This window comes from Salinicola endophyticus, assembly GCF_003206575.1.
Taxonomy (GTDB): Bacteria; Pseudomonadota; Gammaproteobacteria; order Pseudomonadales; family Halomonadaceae; genus Salinicola; species Salinicola endophyticus.
The window spans coordinates 70,722-92,365 of record NZ_PZJO01000004.1 but is presented as its reverse complement, the minus strand read 5'-3'; the positions used below and the strand labels follow the sequence as shown (position 1 = coordinate 92,365).

Below are 21,644 nucleotides of genomic sequence, written 5' to 3'. Positions count from 1 at the left end.
TGCGCGCCGCGCGCTTGGGTTCGATGACGGCACAGACTACCTGTCGGGCGGCGCCGACGCTACTGTCGTCGCGTCGCAACGCCGTCGCCGAGAGGCGACGCCAGGGCTCAGTCGCGTGCCCGCGGCCGCGCCCGGATCCACCAGTCGTCGCCCACGGCACGGATCTCGTCGATCTCGAGCCGACGCTGCTGCTGCATGCTGTCGATCCCGGGCAGCGCGAACAGCGGGCGCGCGCCACTGCCCAGCAGCGTCGGCGCCACGAACAGCTCGAGACGATCGATCCAGCCGGCATCGAGCAGCGCGCCGGCCAGGGTGGCGCCGGTTTCCACCAGCACCTCGTTGCACGCTTCCCGGGTCGCCAGATGGCGCAGCGCCGCCTCGACGTCGACCCGCCCGGCGCGGTCGGCAGGTAGCGTCACCACTTCCGCCCCGGCGGCTTCGAGACGTTCACTCCGGGCGTCTTCAGCGCCGGCGACGGTGAGCACCAGGGTGCGCCCCGGCTGGCTCAGGCAAGCCGCCGCCAGCGGCAGGCGCAGATGGCTGTCGAGCACCACCCGCAGCGGCTGGCGGCGCACGATCTCGTCAGCCTCGTCGAGCTCGAGCTGATCGGCACGCAAGGTGAGCCGGGCATCGTCGAAAATGATCGACTCGACCCCGGTGAGAATCGCACTGGCACCGGCGCGCAGACGCTGGACCTGGCGCCGCGCCGCGGGTCCGGTGATCCACTGCGACTCGCCGCTGGCCATGGCGGTACGCCCATCCAGGCTCATTGCCATCTTCAGCGTGACCCGCGGCAGCCCCTGCTGCATGCGCCGCACGAACCCCGGGTTGAGTGCCTGCGCCGACGGTTCGAGCAGACCCACCTCCACCGCGATGCCGGCCTCGCGCAGCTGGGCGAAGCCGCGCCCGGAGACCGCCGGGTTGGGGTCCTCCATCGCCGCCACCACCCGCGCCACCCCGGCCGCGATCAGCGCCTGGCTGCAGGGGCCGGTGCGCCCGGTGTGCGAGCAGGGTTCCAGGGTGACGTAAGCCGTGGCACCACGGGCGGCCTCACCGGCCTCGGCGAGGGCATTGATCTCGGCGTGGGCCTCACCGGCGCGGCGATGAAAACCCTCGCCCACCCTCTTGCCAGCGTTGACGATCACGCAGCCGACCCGCGGATTGGGGTCACAGGTGTAGTGGCCGCGCCGCGCCAGGCGCAGAGCACGACTCATCCAGGCGATATCCGCCGCCTCGGCGGGATCGGCTGGCTCGAGATCGGAGGGCGTGACAGAGGGGGCATCGGACATCGGCATTTCTCGCGGAAGTAGCGAGGCCGGCAGCCGCTGCCGGCCAGGGTGGTCGGGGAGGATCGATCAGCGCTTGGCGTCGCTCGGCGACTTCGGCTCCTGGGCCAGGCGGTCGATCTCGGCGCGGAACTCATCGAGATCCTGAAAGCGGCGATAGACCGAGGCGAAACGGATATAGGCCACGTGATCGAGCCGCTTGAGCATCTCCATCACCTCCTCGCCGACCTCCCGCGCTTCCACCTCACGGTCACCGCGCGCGCGCAGACGCTGGCGGATACGCTCCACCGCCGCCTCGAACGACTCGACGCTGACCGGGCGCTTCTCCAGTGCCAGCGACATGCCGGCGCGCATCTTCTGCTCGTCGAAACTCTCGCGCGAGCCGTCCGCCTTGATCACACGGGGCATCACCAGCTCAGCGGTCTCGTAGGTGGTGAAGCGCTCACCGCAGGCGGCACACTGGCGACGCCGACGCACCTGATCCCCCTCGGCGACCAGGCGCGAGTCGGTCACCTTGGTATCGTGGGTACCGCAAAAAGGACAATGCATCGGTGGTTCACTCGTCGGCGCGGACAGCGCCGGGGCCTGTCCGCGACTTTGACTATCGACTGTAGACTATCCATCGGTGATGGCAGACGTGCCGGGCGCGGCTGGCATCCGTCATCGGCTTATCCGCGCAGTGTAACGGTTTGCACAAGATACCGGAAACACGGTGATTTTCATGTTTCTTTCCCTGTTGGCCCGAGTTCTGCAAGGATAACGTCAAGGACCCGTTTCGCCGTCACGTCAGGAACCGCCCATGCCCAGTCGCGCCGCCAACTACCCTGCCCTGTCCGAAGACGCCTTTCTCGCCCGCGCCGGCGCCAGGCTCGAGGAGGTCTACGGACCGCGTCGGGACGAGGTCCTGCGGCGCCTGACCACCCTGCTGGCGCACCACGACGGTGCACTCGACCACCAGCCGCGTCCAACCTGGAGCGAACGCGACCAGATCCTGATCACTTACGGTGACAGCCTGATCGACGGTGAGCGTCCGCCGCTGGAAGTGCTCGACGACTTTCTCGCCACCCGTCTCAACGGCGTTTTCAGCGGCCTGCACATCCTGCCTTTCTTCCCCTGGAGCAGCGATGATGGGTTCGCGGTGATCCACTACCGCGAGGTCGACCCCAAACTGGGCGAGTGGCAGGACATCCGACGCCTGTCCTCACGCAGCGATCTGATGGTGGATCTGGTGATCAACCATGTCTCACGCGACTCGCTGTGGTTCACCGACTATCTGGCGGGTACCCAGCCCGGGCGCGACTACTTCATCGAGATGGACCCGCAGACCGATCTCTCCCAGGTCACTCGCCCGCGCAGTTCGCCGCTGCTGGTGCCGGTCTCGACCCGACGCGGCACGCGCCACCTGTGGGCGACCTTCTCCGAGGACCAGATCGACCTCAACTTCGCCAACCCGGACGTACTGCTCGAGTTCGTCGGCATCCTGCTGTTCTATGTCCAGCAGGGAGCGCGGATCATCCGTCTCGATGCCATCGCCTATCTGTGGAAAGAGGTCGGCACCCGCTGTATCCATCTGCCGCAGACCCACGCCATCGTCCGCCTGCTGCGGGCGATCCTCGATTACGTGGCACCGGGCACGCTGCTGATCACCGAAACCAACGTGCCCCACGCCGAGAACATGAGCTACTTCGGCCTGGAGAGCATGCCGGCTGACGCATCGGCCGCCGAGAGCGACGACGCTCCCGCCAGCGACACGGCGACGCCCGACGAAGCCCACATGATCTATCAGTTCACGCTGCCGCCGCTGCTGCTGCATACCCTGACCAGCGGCGATGCCAGCGCGCTGGCGGACTGGGCACGCTCGCTGCCGCCGCTGCCCGCCGGCTGCACCTACTTCAACTTCACCGCCAGCCACGACGGCATCGGGGTGCGCGCGCTGGAGGGGCTGCTGCCGCCCCATGAGGTCTCGCTTCTGCTCGAACTGATGCACCGCTTCGGCGGCTACGTCAGCATGAAGACCAACGCCGATGGCAGCGACTCGCCCTACGAGATCAACATCACTTACTTCGACGCCATGAAGGGCACCCGCCGCGGTCCCGATGCGTGGCAGGTCGAGCGCTTTCTGTGCAGCCAGAACCTGATGCTCGCGCTGCAGGGCATCCCAGGGGTCTATCTGCACTCGCTGACCGCGACGCTCAATGATCACGAGGGCGTCGAGCGCAGCGGTCGGCTGCGCTCGATCAACCGCCATCACTGGGTCAAGGAGGAGCTCGACGAGCTGATCGACAGCCGCAGCACGCCCACCCGCGAAGCCTTCACCTCGCTCAAGCGCCGGCTCAATATCCGCGCCAGCGAGCCCTGCTTCCACCCCGAGGCGCCGCAGCGCGTGCTCGACACCGGGCCAGGACTGTTTGCCATCGAGCGCGGCCCGCTTGCCAGCGGCCGCCGGCTGCTGGCGATCTACAACATCAGCGACAAGCGTCAGCCGCTGGAGATCGAGGCGCTGGCGAGCGGCGAGTGGTACGACGTGCTGAAGGATGGCAAACGCTGGAATCCGCACCCCGAAGAGCGCGAGATCCTGCGACCCTACCGTAGCCTGTGGCTGGTCCAGCCGTGACTTGCCGCGGCTGTCACGGCTGGCTAGAGTAGCCCCCGGGAGATGGCATTCCTCCCGCGGCATGGGATCCGCCGCCCCGGCCGCGAACCGCAGTCCGCTGATGATGCCTGCCAACGCACCCGAGGTGTGTCCTGCGCAGGCTTCACGCTCCCGCGCCTACCGCCCGCAGGATACTTTTCGTCTGCCGAGATCGACGAGGAGCGCAACACATGTGGATTTCGATCGCCGCCATCAGTCTGGGCGCCGCCATTGGCGCCAATCTGCGCTGGTGGCTGGGCGCGCACTACAATGGCTACTTCCTGCACATTCCCCCGGGCACGCTGATCGCCAACCTGCTGGGGGCGTGGCTGATCGGCATGGCCCTGAGCTTCTTCCAGGACTCGTCGCTCAGCGTCGAGTGGAAACTGTTTGCAGTCACAGGCCTGCTCGGCGCACTGACCACCTTCTCTACCTTCTCCGCCGAGATGGTCACCGCCATTCAAGGCGGACGCTGGCTGTGGGCCATCACCGGCACCCTGGTGCACGTGCTCGGCTCCTTCGCGATGACCCTGCTGGGCATCGCCTGCTATGGCTGGCTACGCCATTGAGTCCGACTCATCCAAGGCCCTCGCGCGAGCAGTGCCAGCGGCACCACCTGAACGTTACCGCCCGGCGCCGTGATCACCAGGTGATCGCCGATACGCTCGAGGCTGGCTGCCGCCAGTGCAGGGTCACCCAGCGCCAGGCGCTGGCGTTCGCGGCCCTCCAGCGCATCGATCACTACCAGCTCGCCACGCGCGCTGATGACGTAGAAGCGTTCGCTGTCCGCCAGCGGCGCCGCCAGCGCGGGAGGATGGGTCGCGTCATGCTCGCCCAGCGTCACCTCCCAGACGCGCTCGCCGCTCGCCGCATCGAAGCCGAACAGGCACAGCGTGACCCGCGTCGCACCGATATCGCGCACCGCCAGGGTCATCGCCACGCGCTCCGCCTCCACCGCCGGAGGCGCCCCAGGGCTGGCGGCGACGGCCTCGGGCAGCTCGGCCATCCACAGCACCGCGCGCGTCAGGGGGTCGATACGCAAGAGCCGGGCCGGTTCGGTGTCACCCAGGAACAGCCGCCCTTGATCGTCGAGCAGCGCCGTGGCCAGATCCACCGGCGCCCCCATGCCGATGCATCCGGTCTGGTGGCCATCGTGCAGCGACAGGGCGTGGATGGCGCGATCGCCGCCACCGACATAGACCTCGCCGGCGTGCAGCAGCGGAAACGGCAGACCACCGCCGGCATAGCGCTGATGCCACAGCGGCGCACCGCTATGCAGATCGAAGGCGAGCAGACCACTGGCAGGCGTCATCTCCCCGCAGTGGGAAGAAGACGCTGGGAGAGGTCGGTCGGTATAAGCAGCCACGCCCACGGCCGGCGTGGTGATGATACGCGCACGCGCCCAGTCGGGAACATCGAGCTGCCAGAGTAGCGCACCGGAGACAGATTCGCGCCGCTGCAGGTATCCCGGCGCCGAGGTGTCGAAGCGCGGCGAGCACGGCGCCCGCGCGCCATGCCAAGGAATCTCGGCCCAGGACGCATAGACGCTGATGCGGTCATCGGGTGCTGCCAGCGCGAACGGCGCGGTGTGTCCGACATCGAGCACACTCGCTGCCGGAGAGCACATCGCCCCCCTGTCTGGCGACGGTACGCCGCGACGGCCGGTGGGCGTGGGTGACGCGACCTCTGGCGAGACCTCTTGCGCAGGTGTCAGCGCGTGCGGGTCGAAAGATGCATCAGGCACGGCGAATCTCCTCTCGGGGATAGGACGTGGCCCTGCGTAGGGTCATTGTTGGCGTTATTGTCACCGGTCTCTGTGGCTTTGCGCCGGTGCTCGACTCCACCCTACGCGTAACCGAGCGACGTCGCCAGCGCTCTGGGGAGATCGTGACAGAACCCTTGAGCGCCCTGACTATCGGCCTTATGGCCTTACCTTATTTAACTTTCATTAACACAATGGATATAGTGTAACGGTCCAGCCGCCACGAATCGGCAGAGCGCCAAGGTAAGGTGACGCATGCGGTTACTGTCGAACGCAACGCCAAGATGCTGGCGACTCGTTTCCCGCATCGTCCGCCAGGGGCTCCGCCACCTCCTGCTGGTGCTGGCGTGGCTTGCCCTGTGGCGGCTCTCGGCGCTGATGGAGTATGCCCCGCATGCCAGCCTCTGGTTTCCGCCGGCCGGCCTGAGCTTCGCCGCCTTGATCGTACTTGGCTGGCGTGCGCTACCCAGCCTGCTCGTCAGTTGTCTGCTGGCCACCTTCTGGGTCGACCAGCTCTACGTCATGCACCAGAGCACGCAAGAGCTGCTGACGGCAGGCCTGGCCTTCGGTCTCGCTCACTGCAGCGCCTATGGCCTCGGCGCCTGGGCACTCAGAAGCGCGCTCCATCGGCAGGCCGAGATCACCACCCCAACCCTGGTGCCGCTGTTTCTCGTGACCGCCTGTCTCTCGGCGCTGGCCGCCACCCTCACCGGCATCCTCTCGCTGGAGATGACAGGCCTGCTGGACTGGACCGAACTGGATTCGATCTGGCTTCCCTGGTGGATCGGCGACATGGCGGGCGTCATCGTTCTCGCACCGCTGTTCCTGGCCGTACTGAGCTGGCGCTACGTCGCCATCTCGGCCTGGCTCGGTGGGCTCGATTTCCAGTTGCCCCGTCGTCCGAGTGCGACCTTCATCGGCAAGCTGCTGCTGTGCCTGCTCCTGCTCAGCGGCGTGACCCTCGTCGATGCCAAGACGCACGGCCCCGACGTCGCCTTCGCGGTGTTCTTTCTGATCATCCCGCTGATGTGGATCGTGTATACGGAGAGCGCCTTTCGCAGCGCACTGAGCCTGGCCTTGTTCGCTCTGACGACCGCACTGTGGGTGGCCGAGCTGAGTCTGGTCGAGCAGTCGATGACCTATCAGTTCGCGATCTGCGTGATCGCCACCAGCGGCTATTTCGGCTTTGCCGTCCCGGCGCTGGCGGCGCGCAACCGCCAGCTCAGCGAATTGGCAGCGCGCGATCCACTCACCGGCGTCTTCACCCGGCGCGCCTTCTTCGACAAGGCAGAGCAGATGCATGCCGAAGCCCGGCGTAGCGGCCGGCCACTGGCGCTGCTGGTGCTGGACATGGATCACTTCAAGCGGATCAACGACGACCACGGCCACGACGTCGGCGATCAGACCCTGATGCTGTTATGCCATGCCGTGATGGGCAGGTTGGCACCGCACCAACTGTTCGGGCGCTTCGGCGGCGACGAGTTTCTGCTGCTGGTGAACAGCGATCTCGACACCGCGCGCGAGACGAGTGCCAGGTTGAAACATCACATAGCAGGCCTGAGGGTGCCGGGCACCCAGCACCCGCTCTCGGCGACCATCGGTATCGCCGAGCTGAGGGCGGACGACACCCTCACCCTGGCCTTTCGCCGTGCCGACCTGGCGCTGCTGCAGGCCAAGCGCAGTCGACATCGTCAAGCCGACATCCCGCCGACCGCCGCCAACGGTTGAGCCTGCCGCGGCCTGCCATGCACGACGGATCGCGCATCCCCCGCCAGCGTCCACTCCCGCCGCTCTCAGACGTCGTGTTATTCACACGTCGCCGGCATTGTCACGCTCGACGGCTTCGAAGAGCCGGTCCTGGAGGTCGGGGATCGCCGCCTGGACCCGGTTCCAGCTGGGAATGAACGGCTTGTCGCGGGGGGATTCGAAAAACGCCGCGCCGGCCTGCATGATGTTGTCGGCGAACAGCTCCACCGCCGCCTCCTCGCTGTGGCGGTCGAGCTTGAGCCCGTTCATCGCTGCGTCATGATCATAGGCCTCGATCAGATCCAGCGCGGTGCGGTAATAGGTGGCCTTGACGGTACGGAAGCTCTCGACGCTCATCTCCACGCCCAGGGTCGCCAGCTTGCGGTACATCGCCTTGGCGATGTCCATGCTCATGCGGTTGAGCCCGCCGCTCGGGTCCGCCTCGGAGATCGGCTGATGCTTGTGGTCATAGGCGTCGGCGATATCCACCTGACACAACCGCTTGGTCGAGAAGTTGCGATGCACCTCCGACAGCACCCCGATCTCCAGGCCCCAGTCGCTGGGGATGCGGATCCCGTCGAGCACGTCGGCACGCATCGAGAACTCACCGGAGAGCGGGTAACGGTAGCTGTCGAGGTAGTCGAGATAGGGCAGCGGGCCGTAGATCATCTTGAAGGCACGGATCAACGGCGTGACCATCAGCCGCGAGACCCGGCCGTTCAGTTTGCCGGCAGCAATCCGCGAGTAGTAGCCCTTGCAGAATTCGTAGTGAAAGCGCGGATTGGCCACCGGATAGATCAGCCGCGCCAGCAGCCCGCGATCGTAGGTGACGATATCGCAGTCGTGCAGCGCCACCGCCTCCGCCTTGCCGGAGGCGCGCACATAGCCCGAGCAGTACCAGACGTTGCAGCCCTTGCCCGGCTCCAGCGGTGCCAACCCCTCCGCCGCCAGCTCCTGGTGCAGCGCCCGCAGTCGCGGGCCGTCGTTCCACAGGATGCGGTGATGCTGCGGCAGGCGGGCAAAGAACTCCCGCGCCTTGAGAAACTGCTCGCGATCGGCGCGGTCGAGCCCGATCACGATCTCGCTGAGATAGGGAACCTGACACAGCTCATCGACGATATGCGACAGCGCCGGCCCCTCCAGCTCCGAGTAGAGCGACGGCAGGATCAACCCCATCGGGCGCTGGCGCGAGAAGCCCTTGAGGTCGTTCTCCAGCGCCTCTACCGAACGTCGGGTGAGGTTGTGGAAGTTGGTGATGATACCGTTCTGGTAGAAATCGCTCATGCCACGTCCTCGTTATTATGAAAGCGCTGAAATAGACCCGTCGAACCGGTCGCCGGAGACGCTCGAGAAGCCAATCTCGGGGCACGCCGAACCGGTGTCGGCCTACGCGCAGGGGCGACCGAGCGTTCTCGGCAGTTCACGCTGGCGCCTGCCGCTCCCACCAGTGGGCGAGCCCTTCGGCCCAACCCTGCGGGCCCGGCGCCTGGGTGCGATAGAGCCGCGCATGGGTCAGCGACATTGGCTGGCCGTGATCCGCCCTGATGATCACCGCCATGTCGGTGGCGGCGAGCAGCGTCAGATCGTTGGGCCCGTCGCCGAGCCCCAGTGTCGGCGGGCGGTGGCCACGCAGCGCCTCGAAGCGCGCCAACAACCAGCGCACCGCATGCCCCTTGTCGACCGCCCCCATCACATGCCAGAAGCGACCGCCGCGGGTGAGCTGCAGACCGTCGCTGTGGAGCGTCTCACGCAGCCGTTGCAGTTGGGTGTCATCGTCTTCCCACACCAGCGGCTCACTGCCTTCGCGCGCCATCGCCTGGCGTGCGCCTTCGGCGCTGAGCGCGGTCAGTTCGCGCACCTCCTCGACCGTCATCTCGCCCATGCGCCGGAACCGCAGCCCCAGGCGCTCGCGCACCACGTCCAGGCGCCTGCGGATGAAATCGACATCCAGGCTCGGGGTCTTCACCACCAGCCCCTTCGGCGAGGCCGGATCGCGATCCAGGCGTGCATGTTGCCAGGCCGGCGGCAGGCCGATGACGGCGCCGTTCTCGGCGATGAAGGGGGTATGTTCGAGTGCCAGCTCCCGGCGCAGTGCCAGCAGCTCTGCGCGGGTCTTGCTGGTGGTGGGAATCACCGGCACCCCGGCCGCCGCCAGGCGTTCGAGCCAGGGCGCGGCGGGCTGCCAGTCGTAACTGTGATGATCGAGCAGCGATCCATCGAGATCGGTGAAAACCAGCAGGGGGGGCCGCTGCGGCCCGCCAGTCGCGTCACTCATCGCATCCCCCTATCCGCGTTCACGATCGGTCAACCTCGGTGACCCTACCGCTTGAAGGTAGCACGGATCGTGCCAACACCAGCGGCACGGCACCATCCGGGCTGCGGTGACGCAGAATGGGGCACTTTCGCGCCCCGCATCTCAGGACAATGCACCGCGATGGTGCGAATCAGGCTCGGCGCCGCGCGTGCCGCGCCGCAATGGCGAGTACACCGGCAATGGTGGCGGCGTCACTGTCGATCGCCTCGACCGTCAGCCCCGCCTGCGCCAGCGCCAGGGTATAGCTCTGACGCAGGCTCTCGGCGCCGACCAGCAGGACCCGCTCGAGACCCGGCCGGGCCACGCGCATGGCGTGCACCTCCTCGCCGATCAGCACCCCGGAGAGAAAGCTGCCCACCTGGGCTGCGGACAGGCCGGCATAGAGATGCCGGCTGCGCCCTTCGAACAGGGCGTGCAGCACACCGCCGGCGTGGCCGGCGCGGGAGAGACCCAGCTCGAACGCGGCAGCATCGAACGCCGCGTCGTCGCGGGCAGGTTCCCCCGGGAGAGTATGGAAACGCACTGCATGGTAGAGCTCGCCGGTCATCAGTGTGGTGAAGTCGGTCAGACGCCCCTGTTCGAGGCGCGCCCACTTGCTGTGGGTGCCCGGCAGACAGCAGTCGGCGTTGTCGACACCAGCCAGCGCCAGGGCGCCGAACGCCTGCACCTCCTCTCCCCGCATGACGTCGACATGCGTCGGCGTGACCTGCTTCACCCCCGGCACGATCCAGGTGTTGTCGAGGCCAGGCGCCGCGACCACACGATCGGCGAGATCGGCGGCAGTCACCGGCAGCTCCAGCTGCGGTGCCTCGAACCAACCACGCTGCGAACCGACCATGCCGGCGAGATAGATCGGCACCGGCTCGCCCACCTCGCCGGCGCGCCAGTCACTCACCTGTGCGGCGCAGTAGTGCGGAAACTCCTCCCGCGCCAGTGCACGCAGGCCGGAGCTCGAACGCCGCGTATCGAGCGTGCGACCGCTGGCGGCGTCGACCAGAAAGGCGCGGAAGTTGCTGGTCCCCCAGTCGACGACGATCAGCCGCTGGCTCATGCGTCGGCCTCGCGCTCGAGCTGCTCGGCCTGATGCGCCACCTCGCGCAGCCGCTGCCACTCGGCGACCAGCGCCCGCGCGATCTCGCCCACCTCCGCGGCACGGCGCCCGGGCTTGTAGAGATTGCTGCCGAAGCCGAACCCGGCCACCCCATGGGCATGCCACTCGGCCATGTTGCTCTGCTCGATCCCACCGACCGCCAGTACCGGCAGCCCTTTGGGCAGAATGGCGCGGATATCCTTGAAGTAGGCAGTGCCCAGACGCGCCGCCGGGAACAGCTTGAGCGCCGTCGCGCCCGCCTTGGCCGCGGCCAGTGCCTCGGTCGGCGTCATGCAGCCGATCATCGGCGCCAGACCATGAGCGACCCCGGCACGGATCACCTCGGGATCGCTGTTGGGGGTAATCAGCAGTGGCGCGTCCAGGCCGGCGAGGCGCTCGGCATCCGCCGGGTCCAGTACCGTCCCGGCACCGATCACCACATCCGCCGGACAGCGTTTGCTGATGGCCGCGATACTCTCCCAGGCGCGGGGCGAATTGAGCGGAATCTCGATCAGCTTGAAACCCGCCGCGACCAGCGCATCGAAGACGCCGTCGACCTCTTCCGGCGTGATACCGCGCAGGATCGCCACCAGCGGGCGCTCGCGCAGCGCCGTCTCGAGCGCGAACTTGCGTGTCTCTTTCATCTCTCTCTCCTCGTTGCCGCCCGGTTATCACGCCGGCATTGTCCTACACGGTGCATAGCGCGTCGTGTAGGACAATACCAGTTAGTATGTCGTACATAGGATTCAGCAATCCCCCCCGCGGCGCCTTCATACTTTGGTCGGCCATGCCCGACGTCCGCGCGCCCCAAGATCCGACACCAGCCGACCACCTCCAGTGGAGACGGCAGCGCCAGGCGCCATCACGCGATTCGTCTGGCGCGCTTCGACACCGAGCCCATGGCCTCATGCTGGTACTGGCTGGGGGTCATCCCCTTTTGTTCACGAAAGTGTCGATTGAAATTGGAGAGGTTGTTGTAGCCGACCTGAAAGCAGATATCGGCGATGGAGTGCCTGCCTTCGAGCAGGAGTCGGCAGGCATGGCCGATGCGGATTCGCCGTAGAAAGGCCACGAAGGTATCCCCCGTCGCCTGCTTGAAGAAGCGCGAAAAGCCCGAGGGAGACATGCCATGCCGGGCGGCCAGCGTCGACATGCGCAGCGCTTCGTGGAAGTGATCGTGGATGTAGCGCAGGACGGCGTCGACCTGCGCCGAGGAGACACTGCTGGCCCCGGGGCCATAGCCACGCCCGGAGAGTGTCCGATAATCGCTCTGCGACAGGCTGCGCAGAATCGCCAGCATGCTGAGCAGCCTGCCGGCATTGTCCTGCTCCCCCATCTTGATCAGCAATTCACTGCAGCGGGCCGCTTCCTCACCGCTGAACTCCACGCCCCGTGCCGAGTCCTCGATCAGCGGCGACAGGCAATTGAGCTCGGGACAGAGCACCATCATGTGCTCAAGCCACTCGCCCTTGAACTGCAGCACGACGTCGCGCCCTTCGATCAGCGGCCGGGCTTCATCGGGGTCGCTGAACCAGGCATGCGGAATATTGGGCCCGACCAGCACCAGATTGCCCGGCGCGAAGCGACCGATATAGTCGCCGACGAAACAGTGCCCCTGCGAATAGCGGATGAGATGCAGTTCGTATTCGGGATGATAATTCCAGCGTGCGAGCGGCGCGGGGAAGTCGTGGCAGTGCCAATAGAAGCTGAATTTCGGATCCTGGCTGATGCTTTCGAAGACAGGGGCACCCAGCGGAGCATCATTGAGCGGCGCAGCGATCATCGGTATCAGTGCCTCGGTCAGCCAATACGGTGCATGACGTCCATCGATGAATGACCCACAGCAGACAGCCGGTCATATCGCTCGACTGGCGATAGGCGCCCGCCCCATGGGCCGCTAGCGGCGCCTCTGTCGCCCCCTGCCTATCCTGAAAGGAATGGGAGCGGCAGACTTTTATACTTTGGTCACGATCGCCCGTTCAACAGCGACCGCCCACTCACCGAATCAGCCCTTCAAATCCTTTAAAAACAATAAAATAGAAGATACCACAGCAAGCCCTGCAAAAAAGTATCAGCCCCTCGAAAATTACAGCCTAGCCGCTTTTCCCGCCTAACGCGTAGCGTCACTGCCAAGCCGGTGGCGAGTCGAACCGGGCCGATAGAAGGTCGGTTCTCGCCCGTTTTCCCTACGACCTGAGAAGCGCGCCATGAAAGCCAGAGCCCTGGTGCTGGAGAAAAAACGCGAGCTGTCGCTGCGTGAGATCGAACTGCCGGATCAGCTCGGCCCCGATGACGTACGCGTACAGATACATACCGTGGGCATCTGCGGCAGCGACGTCCACTACTATACCCATGGCCGTATCGGCCCGTTCGTGGTGGATGCGCCCATGGTGCTCGGCCATGAGGCATCCGGAGTGGTCACCGCGGTCGGTAGTAACGTCCACCATCTTCAGGTCGGTGAACGGGTATGCATGGAACCCGGCATTCCCGATCCCACCTCGCGCGCCTCCAAGCTGGGCATCTACAACGTCGACCCCAGCGTACGCTTCTGGGCCACCCCGCCGGTGCACGGCTGCCTGACCCCGGAGGTCATTCATCCGGCAGCCTTCACCTTCGCCCTGCCCGACGCGGTCTCCTTCGCGGAAGGGGCGATGATCGAGCCGTTCGCCATCGGCATGCAGGCAGTGATCAAGGCGCGCATGCAGCCGGGGGACGTCTGCGTCGTCACCGGCGCCGGGCCGATCGGCCTGATGGTCGCGCTGGCGGCACTGGCGGGCGGGGCCAGCGAGGTACTGGTCTCCGATCTGGTCGAGGAGAAGCTGGCGATCGCCGGGCGCTACGCCGGCATTACCCCCGTCAACGTCTCACGCGAGTCGCTGCGTGACGCGGTCGCCGAGCGCTGCGGCCAGGACTGGGGCGCCGACGTGGTGTTCGAAGCCAGTGGCAGCCCCCGGGTCTATGACGACGTGCTGGCCTGTGCCCGACCCGCCGGCACGATCGTGCTGGTCGGCATGCCGGTGGAGCCGGTCACCTTCGATATCGTCTCGGCCCAGGCCAAGGAGCTGCGCATCGAGACGGTATTCCGCTACGCCAATGTCTATGACCGGGCGATCGACCTGATCGCCTCGGGCAAGGTCGATCTCAAGCCGCTGATCAGCGAGACCTTCGATTTCGAGCAGAGCATCGAAGCCTTCGAACGCGCCGCCAGCGCTCGACCCCAGGACGTCAAGCTGCAGATCACGCTCGATACCTGAATGACACCTAATACCAGCACGCAATCCACCAGAGGCAAACAACAATGACCCAGTTCAAGCGTCGCGACATATTGAAGGGAATGGGCGGGCTCGCCGGCCTGTCGCTGATGGGCGCCGGCGCGCTGCGCACGGCCCTTGCCCAGGGGATGGCCAGCGATGAAGCCTGGAAACAGGCCAGCGGCACCACCATCCAGTTCATCTCCGAGAACACCCCGCCGACGACGGCGATCGCCGCCAACCTGGACGCCTTCAAGGCGCTCACCGGAATCACCGTCAACATCACCGAGATGCAGCTGGGAGCGCTGGTACAGAAGGTCGCGCTGGACTTCGGCGCCGGACGCAGCGCCTACGATGTGATCTATGCCGACCCCTATCAGGTGCTGGCGCCCTATCATCGTGGTCTGGTGGATCTCAATACGTTCATCAAGGATGGCCAGCAACCGGTCGTCCCCAAGGGCATCGAGGACTTCATTCCCTCGCAGCTGACCGCCGCCGGCCGTTTCGAGAACGACGAGTCCCTGTACGCCCTGCCCTACGATTGCCCGACGATGATCTGGATCTACCGCCGCGATCTGTTCGAGAAGTACCGCGACCAGATGCAGCAGGATCTCGGCTTCGACCCGATGCCCACGGACGACACCACCTGGGAACAGTACTATCAGATCGCCGCGTGGTTCAGTGACGGCAACGCCAGCGAGGTCAAGTACGGCACCGGTCACCAGGCTCAGCAGTACGATTCGCTGATGTGCGACTTCTCCAACGTGCTGTTCGCCTACGGCGGTAGCTACTTCGCCAACGGCCAGCAGATCGGCCTTTACGGCACCGACTCGCCCGGCGCCTGCCAGTTGACCAGCGATGCCTCGCTCGAAGCAGCGCGCTTCTACCAGAAGCTGTTGAAGGTCGCCCACCCCGGCAGCACCAGCTGGGACTGGACCGGCGTTGCCAACGCCTTCCAGAACGGCGAGTTCGCGATGATGCCGGAGTGGCACGAGTTCGCCGGCTCGTTGGAGAGCTCGGATCTCAAGGGCAAGATCGGCTATGCCCCGCTGCCCAAGGGCCCCGCACGCAGTGCCAATCTGTGGGGCGGCACCGGGATCGGCATCAACGCCAACGCCTCGCCCGAGAAGCAGAAGGCAGCGTGGCTGTTCCTGGTCTGGGCGACCTCGCCGCAGACCCAGTTGATGGGGCTGAAGAGCAAGGTCGGCGGCGGCACGCCGACACGTCAGTCGGTCTACGACATGCCCGAGGTCAAGGCGGCCAGCAAACCGCCCACCGACATGCCCAACATGCTCACCGCGGATACCATGCTGATCGCCTGGCAAGACGATCACATCGGCCTGCGACCCAAGATTCCCCAGTGGAACGAGGTCGACACGGTGATCTTCACCGAGCTCTCCAAGATGCTCGCAGGGCAGATGTCTCCCGAGGAAACCATGCAGAGCGCCAAGCAACGCATCGATCGCATCGTGGGGGCGTGACGCATGGCGCTGGTGACCGCAAGGCCCGCACCACGGCGGCAGAGGTTCGAGCTGGCGATGATGTCGCCAGCGCTCGTCCTGCTCGCCTTGATCACGCTGGTGCCGTTCTTCTCGATCATCTGGATGAGCTTCAACGACGTCAGCCTGATGGGCGGGCTGAGCATGACGTTTTCTGGCCTCGACAACTGGCAGCGGGTGTTCACCGACCCGGACATCCGCGCCAGCTGGCTGATCAGTCTGGTCTACTTCCTGGCCACGGTGGGCCTGGAGATGCTCATCGGCACGGTGATGGCGCTGCTGGTCTACAGCCTGAGGCGAGGCAGCAACATCATCATCTCGCTGCTGCTGATTCCGATGTTCATCGCCCCGGTGATCGTCGGTCTGCTCGGACGCTTCATGCTCGACCCCAGCCACGGCCTGTATGCCTGGATACTCAATGAAACCGGCCTGTTCGACGGCAATATCCTCGGCAGCGTCGGCTCGGCGATGGCCGCGGTGATTCTGATGGATGTGTGGGAGTGGACGCCGCTGGTGGCGCTGATCGTGCTGGCCGGGCTCACCTCGGTACCGGAAGACACCCTGGAAGCGGCCGAGATGGACGGCGCCAATTATCGCCAGAAACTGCTCTATATCATCCTGCCGTCGATCTCCAACATCCTGCTGGTGGCCCTGCTGATCCGCGCCATGGATGCGATTCGCTTCTTCGCGATCATCTTCATCACCACCAACGGCGGGCCTGCGGACTCCACCAAGATCATTCCCATCAGGCTCTACGACATTGCTTTCCGCTTCTTCGACCTGGGCTACGCCGCCGCCGTCGGCATTACCATGCTGGTGTTCTCGATTCTGGTCGCCAATGCGTTCACGAAGCTGCTCAAACGCCGGGAGAATGCCTCATGACCCCCGCCAAGCGCTGGCTCCCCTTCACCTTGAAGATCGCCCTGCTGACGCTACTGCTGCTGTGGACGCTGGTCCCGATCCTGTGGATGGTGCTCTCTTCGTTCAAGCCCAACAGCATCATCACCGCCAATACGCCACGGCTGTTGTTCACCCCGACCCTCGAGCACTACGCCACGCTGTTCAGCGGTGGCAACAGCCTCTGGCCCTATCTGACGAACAGCCTGCTGATCGCCGGAACCTCGACGTTGATCGCCGTGGTCCTCGGCTGCATGGCCGGCTTCGGGCTGTCGCGGATCCGGATCAAGGGCAAGCAGCACCTGGCGTTCTGGATCATCAGCACGCGCATGGCGCCGATCGCCGCCGTCATCGTGCCGCTGTATCTGCTGTTTCGTTATCTCTACCTGCTGGACACCCACATCGGCCTGATCGTCGCTTATCTGAGCTTCAATCTGCCCTTCGCCATCTGGCTGATGACCGCGTTCTTCGACGACCTGCCGCCCGATCTCGAAGAGGCGGCGATGATCGACGGCGCCACCAAGTTCCAGGCATTTCGACTCGTGGTGCTGCCACTGATGACCCCGGGGCTGGTGACCACCGCCATCCTCTGTTTCATCTTCGCCTGGAACGACTACGCCTTCGCCCAGACCTTCTCCGGCCCCGGCACCCAGACCATCCCCATCGCCGCGGCGCAGTTGCTGACCCAGACCGGCATCGACTGGGGCAAGCTGCTGGCGATCGGCACCATCGTGGTCTGCCCGATGGCGATCGCCGGGCTGCTGGTCAAGCGCTGGCTGGTCAAGGGGCTGACCCTGGGCGCCGTCAAATGAGCACCATCCAAGGGGCCGCGACGGCAGAAGTCCCAGCCACTCCGACACCCCACAGGGAGAGACGCATGAATGTGATGTCGCAGTTCGATCTGAGCGGCAAGGTCGCCGTGGTCACCGGCGGCAACGGCGGGCTCGGCGAGGCGTTCGCCCAGGCGCTGGCCGAGGCCGGCGCGAAGGTCGCCATCGCCGCCCGTGGACATGAGCGCAGCCTGGAAGTGGTCAGGGCGCTGACCGATGCCGGCCACCATGCCATGGCCGTGGAGGTCGACATTACCCAACCCGAGGCGGCGGATGCGCTGCTCGACGAGGTGGAAGCCGGCCTCGGCCCGGTCGATATCTTCCTCAACAACGCCGGCGCCTGCCAGCATGCCCCGGCGCTGGAGGTCACCCCCGAGCGCTGGCGCGATATCTTCGATATCAATGTCCACGGCCTGTGGTACTGCGCCCAGGCCGCCGGCCGGAGAATGCAGTCGCGCGGTGGCGTGATCATCAACATCGGCTCGATCTCGGCGATGATCGTCAATCGCCCGCAGATGCAGCCCGCCTACAACGCCTCCAAGGCCGCCGTGCACCAATTGACCAAGTCGTTGGCCGCCGAGTGGGCGCCCTACGGCATCCGCGTCAACGCGCTGGCCCCCGGTTACGTCAAGACCGCGATGGCGCCAGTCGACGACCCACGCTTCAAGCCGCGCTGGATCGACGATGCGCCCATGCAGCGTGCTGCCACACCGGCAGAGCTCGGCCCCACCATCGTCTACATGGCCAGCAACGCCTCGAGCTTCATGACCGGCTCCATCGTCGTGGTGGATGGCGGCTACACCCTCTGGTAGCCGTCACTCGTGACGGCGCCCATGGCCATCAGGAAACCACCATGGCAACGCTACAACTCAACGACATCGTCAAGGACTTCGCCGGCACGCAGGTCATCAAGGGCGTCGACCTGGAGGTCAAGGATCGCGAGTTCGTGGTCTTCGTCGGCCCCTCGGGCTGCGGCAAGTCGACCCTGTTGCGCATGATCGCCGGGCTGGAGAGCGTCTCCAGCGGCGACATTTTGATCGACGGCCAGCGCATGAACGAGGTCGGCCCGGCCGAACGCGGCCTGGCGATGGTGTTCCAGAGCTATGCGCTCTACCCGCACATGACCGTCGAGGACAACATGGGCTTCAGCCTGCGCCTGGCCGGCGTGGACAAGGAGCAACGCCGTCAGAAAGTGCTCGAAGCGGCGCGCATCCTGCAGCTCGAGAACCTGCTCGAGCGCAAGCCCAAGGCGCTCTCCGGCGGCCAGCGTCAGCGCGTGGCGATCGGCCGCGCGATCGTGCGCAACCCCAGCATCTTCCTGTTCGACGAGCCGCTGTCGAACCTCGACGCCGCCCTGCGGGTGCAGATGCGCATCGAGCTGGCGCGCCTGCATGAAGAGCTCGATGCCACCATGATCTACGTCACCCACGATCAGATCGAGGCCATGACCATGGCCGACAAGATCGTGGTGCTGCAGGGCGGCATCGTCGAGCAGGTAGGCTCGCCGATGGCGCTCTATCATCATCCGCGCAACCGCTTCGTCGCCGGCTTCATCGGCTCGCCGAAGATGAACTTCACCGACGTCGAGGTACACGACGTCGCCCCCCAGGGCGTCCTGGTGCGCCTGCCCGGCGGTGGCGAATCACGTATACCGGTGGACGGCAATGGCTGCCAGGCCGGCGACATTGCCACTCTGGGCATCCGCCCTGAACACCTGGTTCTGGATGACAACGGCCCGCTGACGGGCGAGATCGTGGTCATCGAGCGTCTCGGCGGGGTCACCTCGCTCTACGTGCAGTGCTTCGGCGAAGAGTGGATTCTGGTCACCGACGGCGAGGTCTCCCATCGCGTGCGCGACAGCGTGCGTTTCGGCTTCGCCCCCACCCGCGCGCACCTGTTCGCGGAGGACGGCCTGGCCCTGCCCCACCTCGAGCGCCATCCGCTGGTCAACGTCGAGCGCAAGGAGAACCGGGCCGCCACCAGCTGACACCCCTGGCGAAACGCCGATCCACCGCGGACCGCCTGCCGGGCAGACGGAAGACCGGGAGCGCCGTCTACACGGCGCTCCGTCACCACTCGGCGATGGAGCCATCCTCGTGCGTCCACACCGGATTGCGCCAGCGATGCCCGATCTTGGCGCGCTCCTCGACGAACGTCTCGTCGATCTCCACCCCCAGCCCCGGGCCGTCGGGGATCGCACAGAAGCCGTCGTGAATCGATAGCGCGGACTTGTCCACCAGGTAGTCGAGCACATCGTTGCCCTGGTTATAGTGAATGCCCATGCTCTGCTCCTGGATGAACGCATTGTGATTGACCGCGTCCACATGCAGTGAAGCCGCCAGGGTCAGCGGCCCCAGCGGGCAGTGCGGGGCCAGGGCGACGTCGAAGCAGGAGGCCAGGGTGGCGATCTTCATGCCTTCACTGATCCCGCCGCAGTGGGAGAGATCCGGCTGCACGATATCGACCATGCCCTCGGCGAGCAGATCGCGGAACTGATAGCGGGTGTGCAGGCGTTCACCGGTGGCGAGCGGATAGCCCAGGCCGCCGGCGATATGCTTGAGGCTGGGCAGGTGCTCGGGCAGCACCGGCTCTTCGACGAACATCGGGTGATAGGGCTCGAGTTCGCGCAGCAGCGCCTTGGCCATGGGCCGATGGACACGCCCGTGGAAGTCGATGCCGATGCCCACATCGGGGCCGACGGCATCGCGCGCTTCGGCCACCCGGGCCACCGCCTCATCGACCTTGGCATGTGAATCGACGATCGCCATCTCGGCGGTGCCGTTCATCTTGAACGCGGTGAACCCCTTCTCGACCAGCGCCTTGGCGCCGGCACCGACATCACTCGGCTTGTCACCACCGGTCCAGGCGTACATGCGCATGCGATCGCGCACCTTGCCGCCGAGCAGCTGATGCACGGGCACGCCGAGGTCGCGCCCCTTCAGATCCCACAGCGCCTGGTCGATACCGGCGATGGCGCTCATCAGGATCGGGCCGCCGCGGTAGAACCCGGCACGGTACAGGGTGTTCCACAGGTGCTCGATACGGTGCGGGTCCTGACCGACCAGGTAGTCGGCAAGTTCGTGGACCGCCGCCTCGACGGTCGCGGCACGCCCCTCGACCACCGGCTCACCCCAGCCATAGCAGCCTTCGTCGGTCTCGATCTTGAGAAACAGCCAGCGCGGCGGCACCTGCCAGGTCTTCAAACGGGTAATCTTCACGGCTCACCTATTCGCCAAGTCTGTGTAATGAGATATGCATCCGCAATGAGATGCACATGCGTAATGAGAGTTGTGCGCACGGAGTCTTGCGCCATGGGCGGTCACTGCAGCGGCACCGAGGCACTCGGCACCACAGATACACGTGTGCGGCTGCCCCACGAGCGTCAAGAGGACGCCTGCGGCAGGCCGATCACGCGGGGATGTTGCACCAGCTCCTCCATGCCGAGATCGCGGCCGGTTCGCTCGAGCACCGCCCGCGCCGCCTCGACGGCCTCTTCGGGCTGACGCAGGCGGATCGCTTCCAGCACGCGGGCGTGGCGTGCCATGCTGTCGTCGAGCTCGTCGGCACTGTGATTGGAGCGGGCGACGATCATGGCAATGGCGGGCTTGAGCACGTGCGAAATCTGCGCCCAGATGAGATTGTGCGACGCGGCGAACACCGCCTCGTGGAAGGCGACATCGTAGTCGTCGTGACTCATCCCCTGCCAGCACAGATCCGGCGCCTCCAGCGCGGCCAGCATGCCCGCATGGGCGCTTTCGATCGCCAGCAGATCGGCGGCGGTCGCATGGGTCGCTGCCAATCCGGCGACGAACGGCTCCACCGCCACGCGAAAGGCGAAGACCTCACGCTGCAGTTCGGGGTTGGGCCGCGCATAGCGCGCCATCCAGGCACTCACCTGAGGATCGAGCAGATGCCAGGCGGCCAGCTCACGCACCCGCGTACCCTGCCCCGAGATACGCGTGACCAGACCGGCATTCACCAGTTTCTGCAGCGCGCTGCGCACGGTGCTGCGGCTGACCCCGAAGCGTGCGCAGAGATCGACCTCGCGCGGAATCATCTCGCCGCTGGCGTACTCACCGCCGAAGATCGACGCCGCCAGCGCGTCGGCGATATCGGCACGGGGCTCTCGAGCCGCGGCGGCTACGGCGGTTTGCGCGTCTGTCGGCATGGATGTTCAACTCATTGGAGACTATGTCCGACATAGCCTCAGACATGCCACGGGATAATGCTCTTAGACCATGGTCATGAACAAGACCAAAGTTGTAGGAAGGGACGACTGAAACGACGGCGGGCGACACCGTCGACGAGTGACCGCCAAACGAAAACGCCCCTCGAAG

The 21,644-nt window shown here is 65.8% G+C and carries 19 protein-coding genes and 1 riboswitch; of the genes, 9 read left to right on the top strand and 10 right to left on the bottom strand.

All coding sequences use genetic code 11. The annotated features are described in order from the left end of the window. Positions 1 to 107: 107 nt before the first annotated feature. Together ribD and nrdR are read right to left on the bottom strand one after the other, a co-directional pair. The gene (ribD, locus tag DOM66_RS09860; RefSeq protein ID WP_245392423.1) at positions 108 to 1,214 is read right to left on the bottom strand and encodes a bifunctional diaminohydroxyphosphoribosylaminopyrimidine deaminase/5-amino-6-(5-phosphoribosylamino)uracil reductase RibD; all 1,107 of its coding nucleotides are present in this window, start codon (positions 1,212 to 1,214) and stop codon (positions 108 to 110) included. A gap of 141 nt (positions 1,215 to 1,355) precedes the next feature. Then, on the bottom strand, positions 1,356 to 1,835 hold the full coding sequence (nrdR, locus tag DOM66_RS09855; RefSeq protein ID WP_110678244.1) for a transcriptional regulator NrdR: 480 nt from the start codon (positions 1,833 to 1,835) through the stop codon (positions 1,356 to 1,358). A 250-nt stretch (positions 1,836 to 2,085) separates the two neighbouring features. Between nrdR and DOM66_RS09850 the strand changes: the two genes are divergently transcribed. Together DOM66_RS09850 and crcB are read left to right on the top strand one after the other, a co-directional pair. Next, positions 2,086 to 3,900 carry a sugar phosphorylase gene (locus tag DOM66_RS09850; protein ID WP_110690014.1) on the top strand — a complete coding sequence of 605 codons (1,815 nt, stop codon included), beginning with the start codon at positions 2,086 to 2,088 and terminating at the stop codon, positions 3,898 to 3,900. Positions 3,901 to 3,929: 29 nt separating this feature from the next. Further along, positions 3,930 to 4,017: riboswitch (Fluoride riboswitch) on the top strand. Between the two features lie 92 nt (positions 4,018 to 4,109). Beyond that, entirely contained in the window at positions 4,110 to 4,487 is a 378-nt protein-coding gene (crcB, locus tag DOM66_RS09845) for a fluoride efflux transporter CrcB (RefSeq protein WP_110678240.1), read from the top strand. Here the strand turns inward: crcB and DOM66_RS09840 are convergent. Next, entirely contained in the window at positions 4,466 to 5,662 is a 1,197-nt protein-coding gene (locus DOM66_RS09840) for an outer membrane protein assembly factor BamB family protein (RefSeq protein WP_157959028.1), read from the bottom strand. The two genes, crcB and DOM66_RS09840, sit on opposite strands and share 22 nt — an antisense overlap. Before the next feature lie 273 nt (positions 5,663 to 5,935). Here DOM66_RS09840 and DOM66_RS09835 point away from each other — a divergent pair, with 273 nt between their 5' ends. Beyond that, the gene (locus DOM66_RS09835) at positions 5,936 to 7,408 is read left to right on the top strand and encodes a GGDEF domain-containing protein (RefSeq protein ID WP_110690012.1); all 1,473 of its coding nucleotides are present in this window, start codon (positions 5,936 to 5,938) and stop codon (positions 7,406 to 7,408) included. 81 nt (positions 7,409 to 7,489) lie between these two features. Here DOM66_RS09835 and DOM66_RS09830 read toward each other — a convergent pair whose 3' ends face one another. The 5 genes from DOM66_RS09830 to DOM66_RS09810 all read right to left on the bottom strand — a co-directional run bounded on the left by DOM66_RS09830 (position 7,490) and on the right by DOM66_RS09810 (position 12,613). Then, the gene (locus tag DOM66_RS09830; RefSeq protein WP_110678234.1) at positions 7,490 to 8,710 is read right to left on the bottom strand and encodes a glycosyltransferase family protein; all 1,221 of its coding nucleotides are present in this window, start codon (positions 8,708 to 8,710) and stop codon (positions 7,490 to 7,492) included. Between the two features lie 136 nt (positions 8,711 to 8,846). Next, positions 8,847 to 9,701 (bottom strand): HAD-IIB family hydrolase, encoded by an 855-nt coding sequence (locus DOM66_RS09825; protein ID WP_110690011.1) that lies wholly within the window; start codon positions 9,699 to 9,701, stop codon positions 8,847 to 8,849. A 169-nt stretch (positions 9,702 to 9,870) separates the two neighbouring features. Next, a complete protein-coding gene (locus DOM66_RS09820; protein WP_110690010.1) occupies positions 9,871 to 10,791 on the bottom strand; it encodes a 2-dehydro-3-deoxygalactonokinase in 921 nt (306 codons plus the stop codon). After that, a complete protein-coding gene (locus DOM66_RS09815) occupies positions 10,788 to 11,474 on the bottom strand; it encodes a 2-dehydro-3-deoxy-6-phosphogalactonate aldolase (RefSeq protein WP_110678229.1) in 687 nt (228 codons plus the stop codon). Before DOM66_RS09815 ends, DOM66_RS09820 begins: the two co-directional genes overlap by 4 nt. Positions 11,475 to 11,692: 218 nt before the next feature. Beyond that, positions 11,693 to 12,613: a helix-turn-helix domain-containing protein gene (locus tag DOM66_RS09810; RefSeq protein WP_110690009.1), complete on the bottom strand. Its 921-nt coding sequence runs from the start codon at positions 12,611 to 12,613 to the stop codon at positions 11,693 to 11,695. 424 nt (positions 12,614 to 13,037) lie between these two features. On the opposite strand from DOM66_RS09810, the gene DOM66_RS09805 reads away from it, so the two are divergent. The 6 genes from DOM66_RS09805 (at position 13,038) to DOM66_RS09780 (ending at position 19,294) form a co-directional block, all read left to right on the top strand. Beyond that, complete coding sequence (locus tag DOM66_RS09805) at positions 13,038 to 14,084, top strand: NAD(P)-dependent alcohol dehydrogenase (protein WP_110678226.1); 1,047 nt, start codon at positions 13,038 to 13,040, stop codon at positions 14,082 to 14,084. A 44-nt stretch (positions 14,085 to 14,128) separates the two neighbouring features. After that, positions 14,129 to 15,562, top strand: coding sequence for an ABC transporter substrate-binding protein (locus DOM66_RS09800; protein WP_110690008.1), 1,434 nt, complete (start codon positions 14,129 to 14,131; stop codon positions 15,560 to 15,562). A 60-nt stretch (positions 15,563 to 15,622) separates the two neighbouring features. After that, positions 15,623 to 16,462 carry a carbohydrate ABC transporter permease gene (locus DOM66_RS09795; RefSeq protein WP_232825303.1) on the top strand — a complete coding sequence of 280 codons (840 nt, stop codon included), beginning with the start codon at positions 15,623 to 15,625 and terminating at the stop codon, positions 16,460 to 16,462. Next, complete coding sequence (locus DOM66_RS09790; RefSeq protein ID WP_035475213.1) at positions 16,459 to 17,289, top strand: carbohydrate ABC transporter permease; 831 nt, start codon at positions 16,459 to 16,461, stop codon at positions 17,287 to 17,289. The genes DOM66_RS09795 and DOM66_RS09790 overlap by 4 nt, the downstream gene beginning before the upstream one ends. Positions 17,290 to 17,354: 65 nt before the next feature. After that, the gene (locus DOM66_RS09785; protein ID WP_110678220.1) at positions 17,355 to 18,119 is read left to right on the top strand and encodes an SDR family oxidoreductase; all 765 of its coding nucleotides are present in this window, start codon (positions 17,355 to 17,357) and stop codon (positions 18,117 to 18,119) included. A gap of 41 nt (positions 18,120 to 18,160) precedes the next feature. After that, a complete protein-coding gene (locus DOM66_RS09780) occupies positions 18,161 to 19,294 on the top strand; it encodes an ABC transporter ATP-binding protein (protein WP_110690007.1) in 1,134 nt (377 codons plus the stop codon). Between the two features lie 82 nt (positions 19,295 to 19,376). Here the strand turns inward: DOM66_RS09780 and dgoD are convergent, their stop codons facing one another. Together dgoD and DOM66_RS09770 are read right to left on the bottom strand one after the other, a co-directional pair. Further along, positions 19,377 to 20,525 carry a galactonate dehydratase gene (gene dgoD / locus DOM66_RS09775; RefSeq protein WP_110690006.1) on the bottom strand — a complete coding sequence of 383 codons (1,149 nt, stop codon included), beginning with the start codon at positions 20,523 to 20,525 and terminating at the stop codon, positions 19,377 to 19,379. A gap of 164 nt (positions 20,526 to 20,689) precedes the next feature. Continuing rightward, entirely contained in the window at positions 20,690 to 21,475 is a 786-nt protein-coding gene (locus DOM66_RS09770) for a FadR/GntR family transcriptional regulator (RefSeq protein WP_110690005.1), read from the bottom strand. Positions 21,476 to 21,644: the final 169 nt, after the last annotated feature.

What these genes read in the sequence shown, in the direction of transcription:
- DOM66_RS09805 (WP_110678226.1), top strand. Translation starts at nt 13,038, where the DNA reads ATGAAAGCCAGAGCCCTGGTGCTGGAGAAAAAACGCGAGCTGTCGCTG.
- crcB (WP_110678240.1), top strand. Translation starts at nt 4,110, where the DNA reads ATGTGGATTTCGATCGCCGCCATCAGTCTGGGCGCCGCCATTGGCGCC.
- DOM66_RS09825 (WP_110690011.1), bottom strand. Translation starts at nt 9,701, where the DNA reads ATGAGTGACGCGACTGGCGGGCCGCAGCGGCCCCCCCTGCTGGTTTTC.
- nrdR (WP_110678244.1), bottom strand. Translation starts at nt 1,835, where the DNA reads ATGCATTGTCCTTTTTGCGGTACCCACGATACCAAGGTGACCGACTCG.
- DOM66_RS09850 (WP_110690014.1), top strand. Translation starts at nt 2,086, where the DNA reads ATGCCCAGTCGCGCCGCCAACTACCCTGCCCTGTCCGAAGACGCCTTT.
- DOM66_RS09795 (WP_232825303.1), top strand. Translation starts at nt 15,623, where the DNA reads ATGTCGCCAGCGCTCGTCCTGCTCGCCTTGATCACGCTGGTGCCGTTC.
- DOM66_RS09770 (WP_110690005.1), bottom strand. Translation starts at nt 21,475, where the DNA reads ATGCCGACAGACGCGCAAACCGCCGTAGCCGCCGCGGCTCGAGAGCCC.
- DOM66_RS09835 (WP_110690012.1), top strand. Translation starts at nt 5,936, where the DNA reads ATGCGGTTACTGTCGAACGCAACGCCAAGATGCTGGCGACTCGTTTCC.
- DOM66_RS09830 (WP_110678234.1), bottom strand. Translation starts at nt 8,710, where the DNA reads ATGAGCGATTTCTACCAGAACGGTATCATCACCAACTTCCACAACCTC.
- DOM66_RS09810 (WP_110690009.1), bottom strand. Translation starts at nt 12,613, where the DNA reads ATGATCGCTGCGCCGCTCAATGATGCTCCGCTGGGTGCCCCTGTCTTC.
- DOM66_RS09785 (WP_110678220.1), top strand. Translation starts at nt 17,355, where the DNA reads ATGAATGTGATGTCGCAGTTCGATCTGAGCGGCAAGGTCGCCGTGGTC.
- DOM66_RS09780 (WP_110690007.1), top strand. Translation starts at nt 18,161, where the DNA reads ATGGCAACGCTACAACTCAACGACATCGTCAAGGACTTCGCCGGCACG.
- DOM66_RS09820 (WP_110690010.1), bottom strand. Translation starts at nt 10,791, where the DNA reads ATGAGCCAGCGGCTGATCGTCGTCGACTGGGGGACCAGCAACTTCCGC.
- DOM66_RS09815 (WP_110678229.1), bottom strand. Translation starts at nt 11,474, where the DNA reads ATGAAAGAGACACGCAAGTTCGCGCTCGAGACGGCGCTGCGCGAGCGC.
- DOM66_RS09800 (WP_110690008.1), top strand. Translation starts at nt 14,129, where the DNA reads ATGACCCAGTTCAAGCGTCGCGACATATTGAAGGGAATGGGCGGGCTC.
- DOM66_RS09790 (WP_035475213.1), top strand. Translation starts at nt 16,459, where the DNA reads ATGACCCCCGCCAAGCGCTGGCTCCCCTTCACCTTGAAGATCGCCCTG.
- ribD (WP_245392423.1), bottom strand. Translation starts at nt 1,214, where the DNA reads ATGAGTCGTGCTCTGCGCCTGGCGCGGCGCGGCCACTACACCTGTGAC.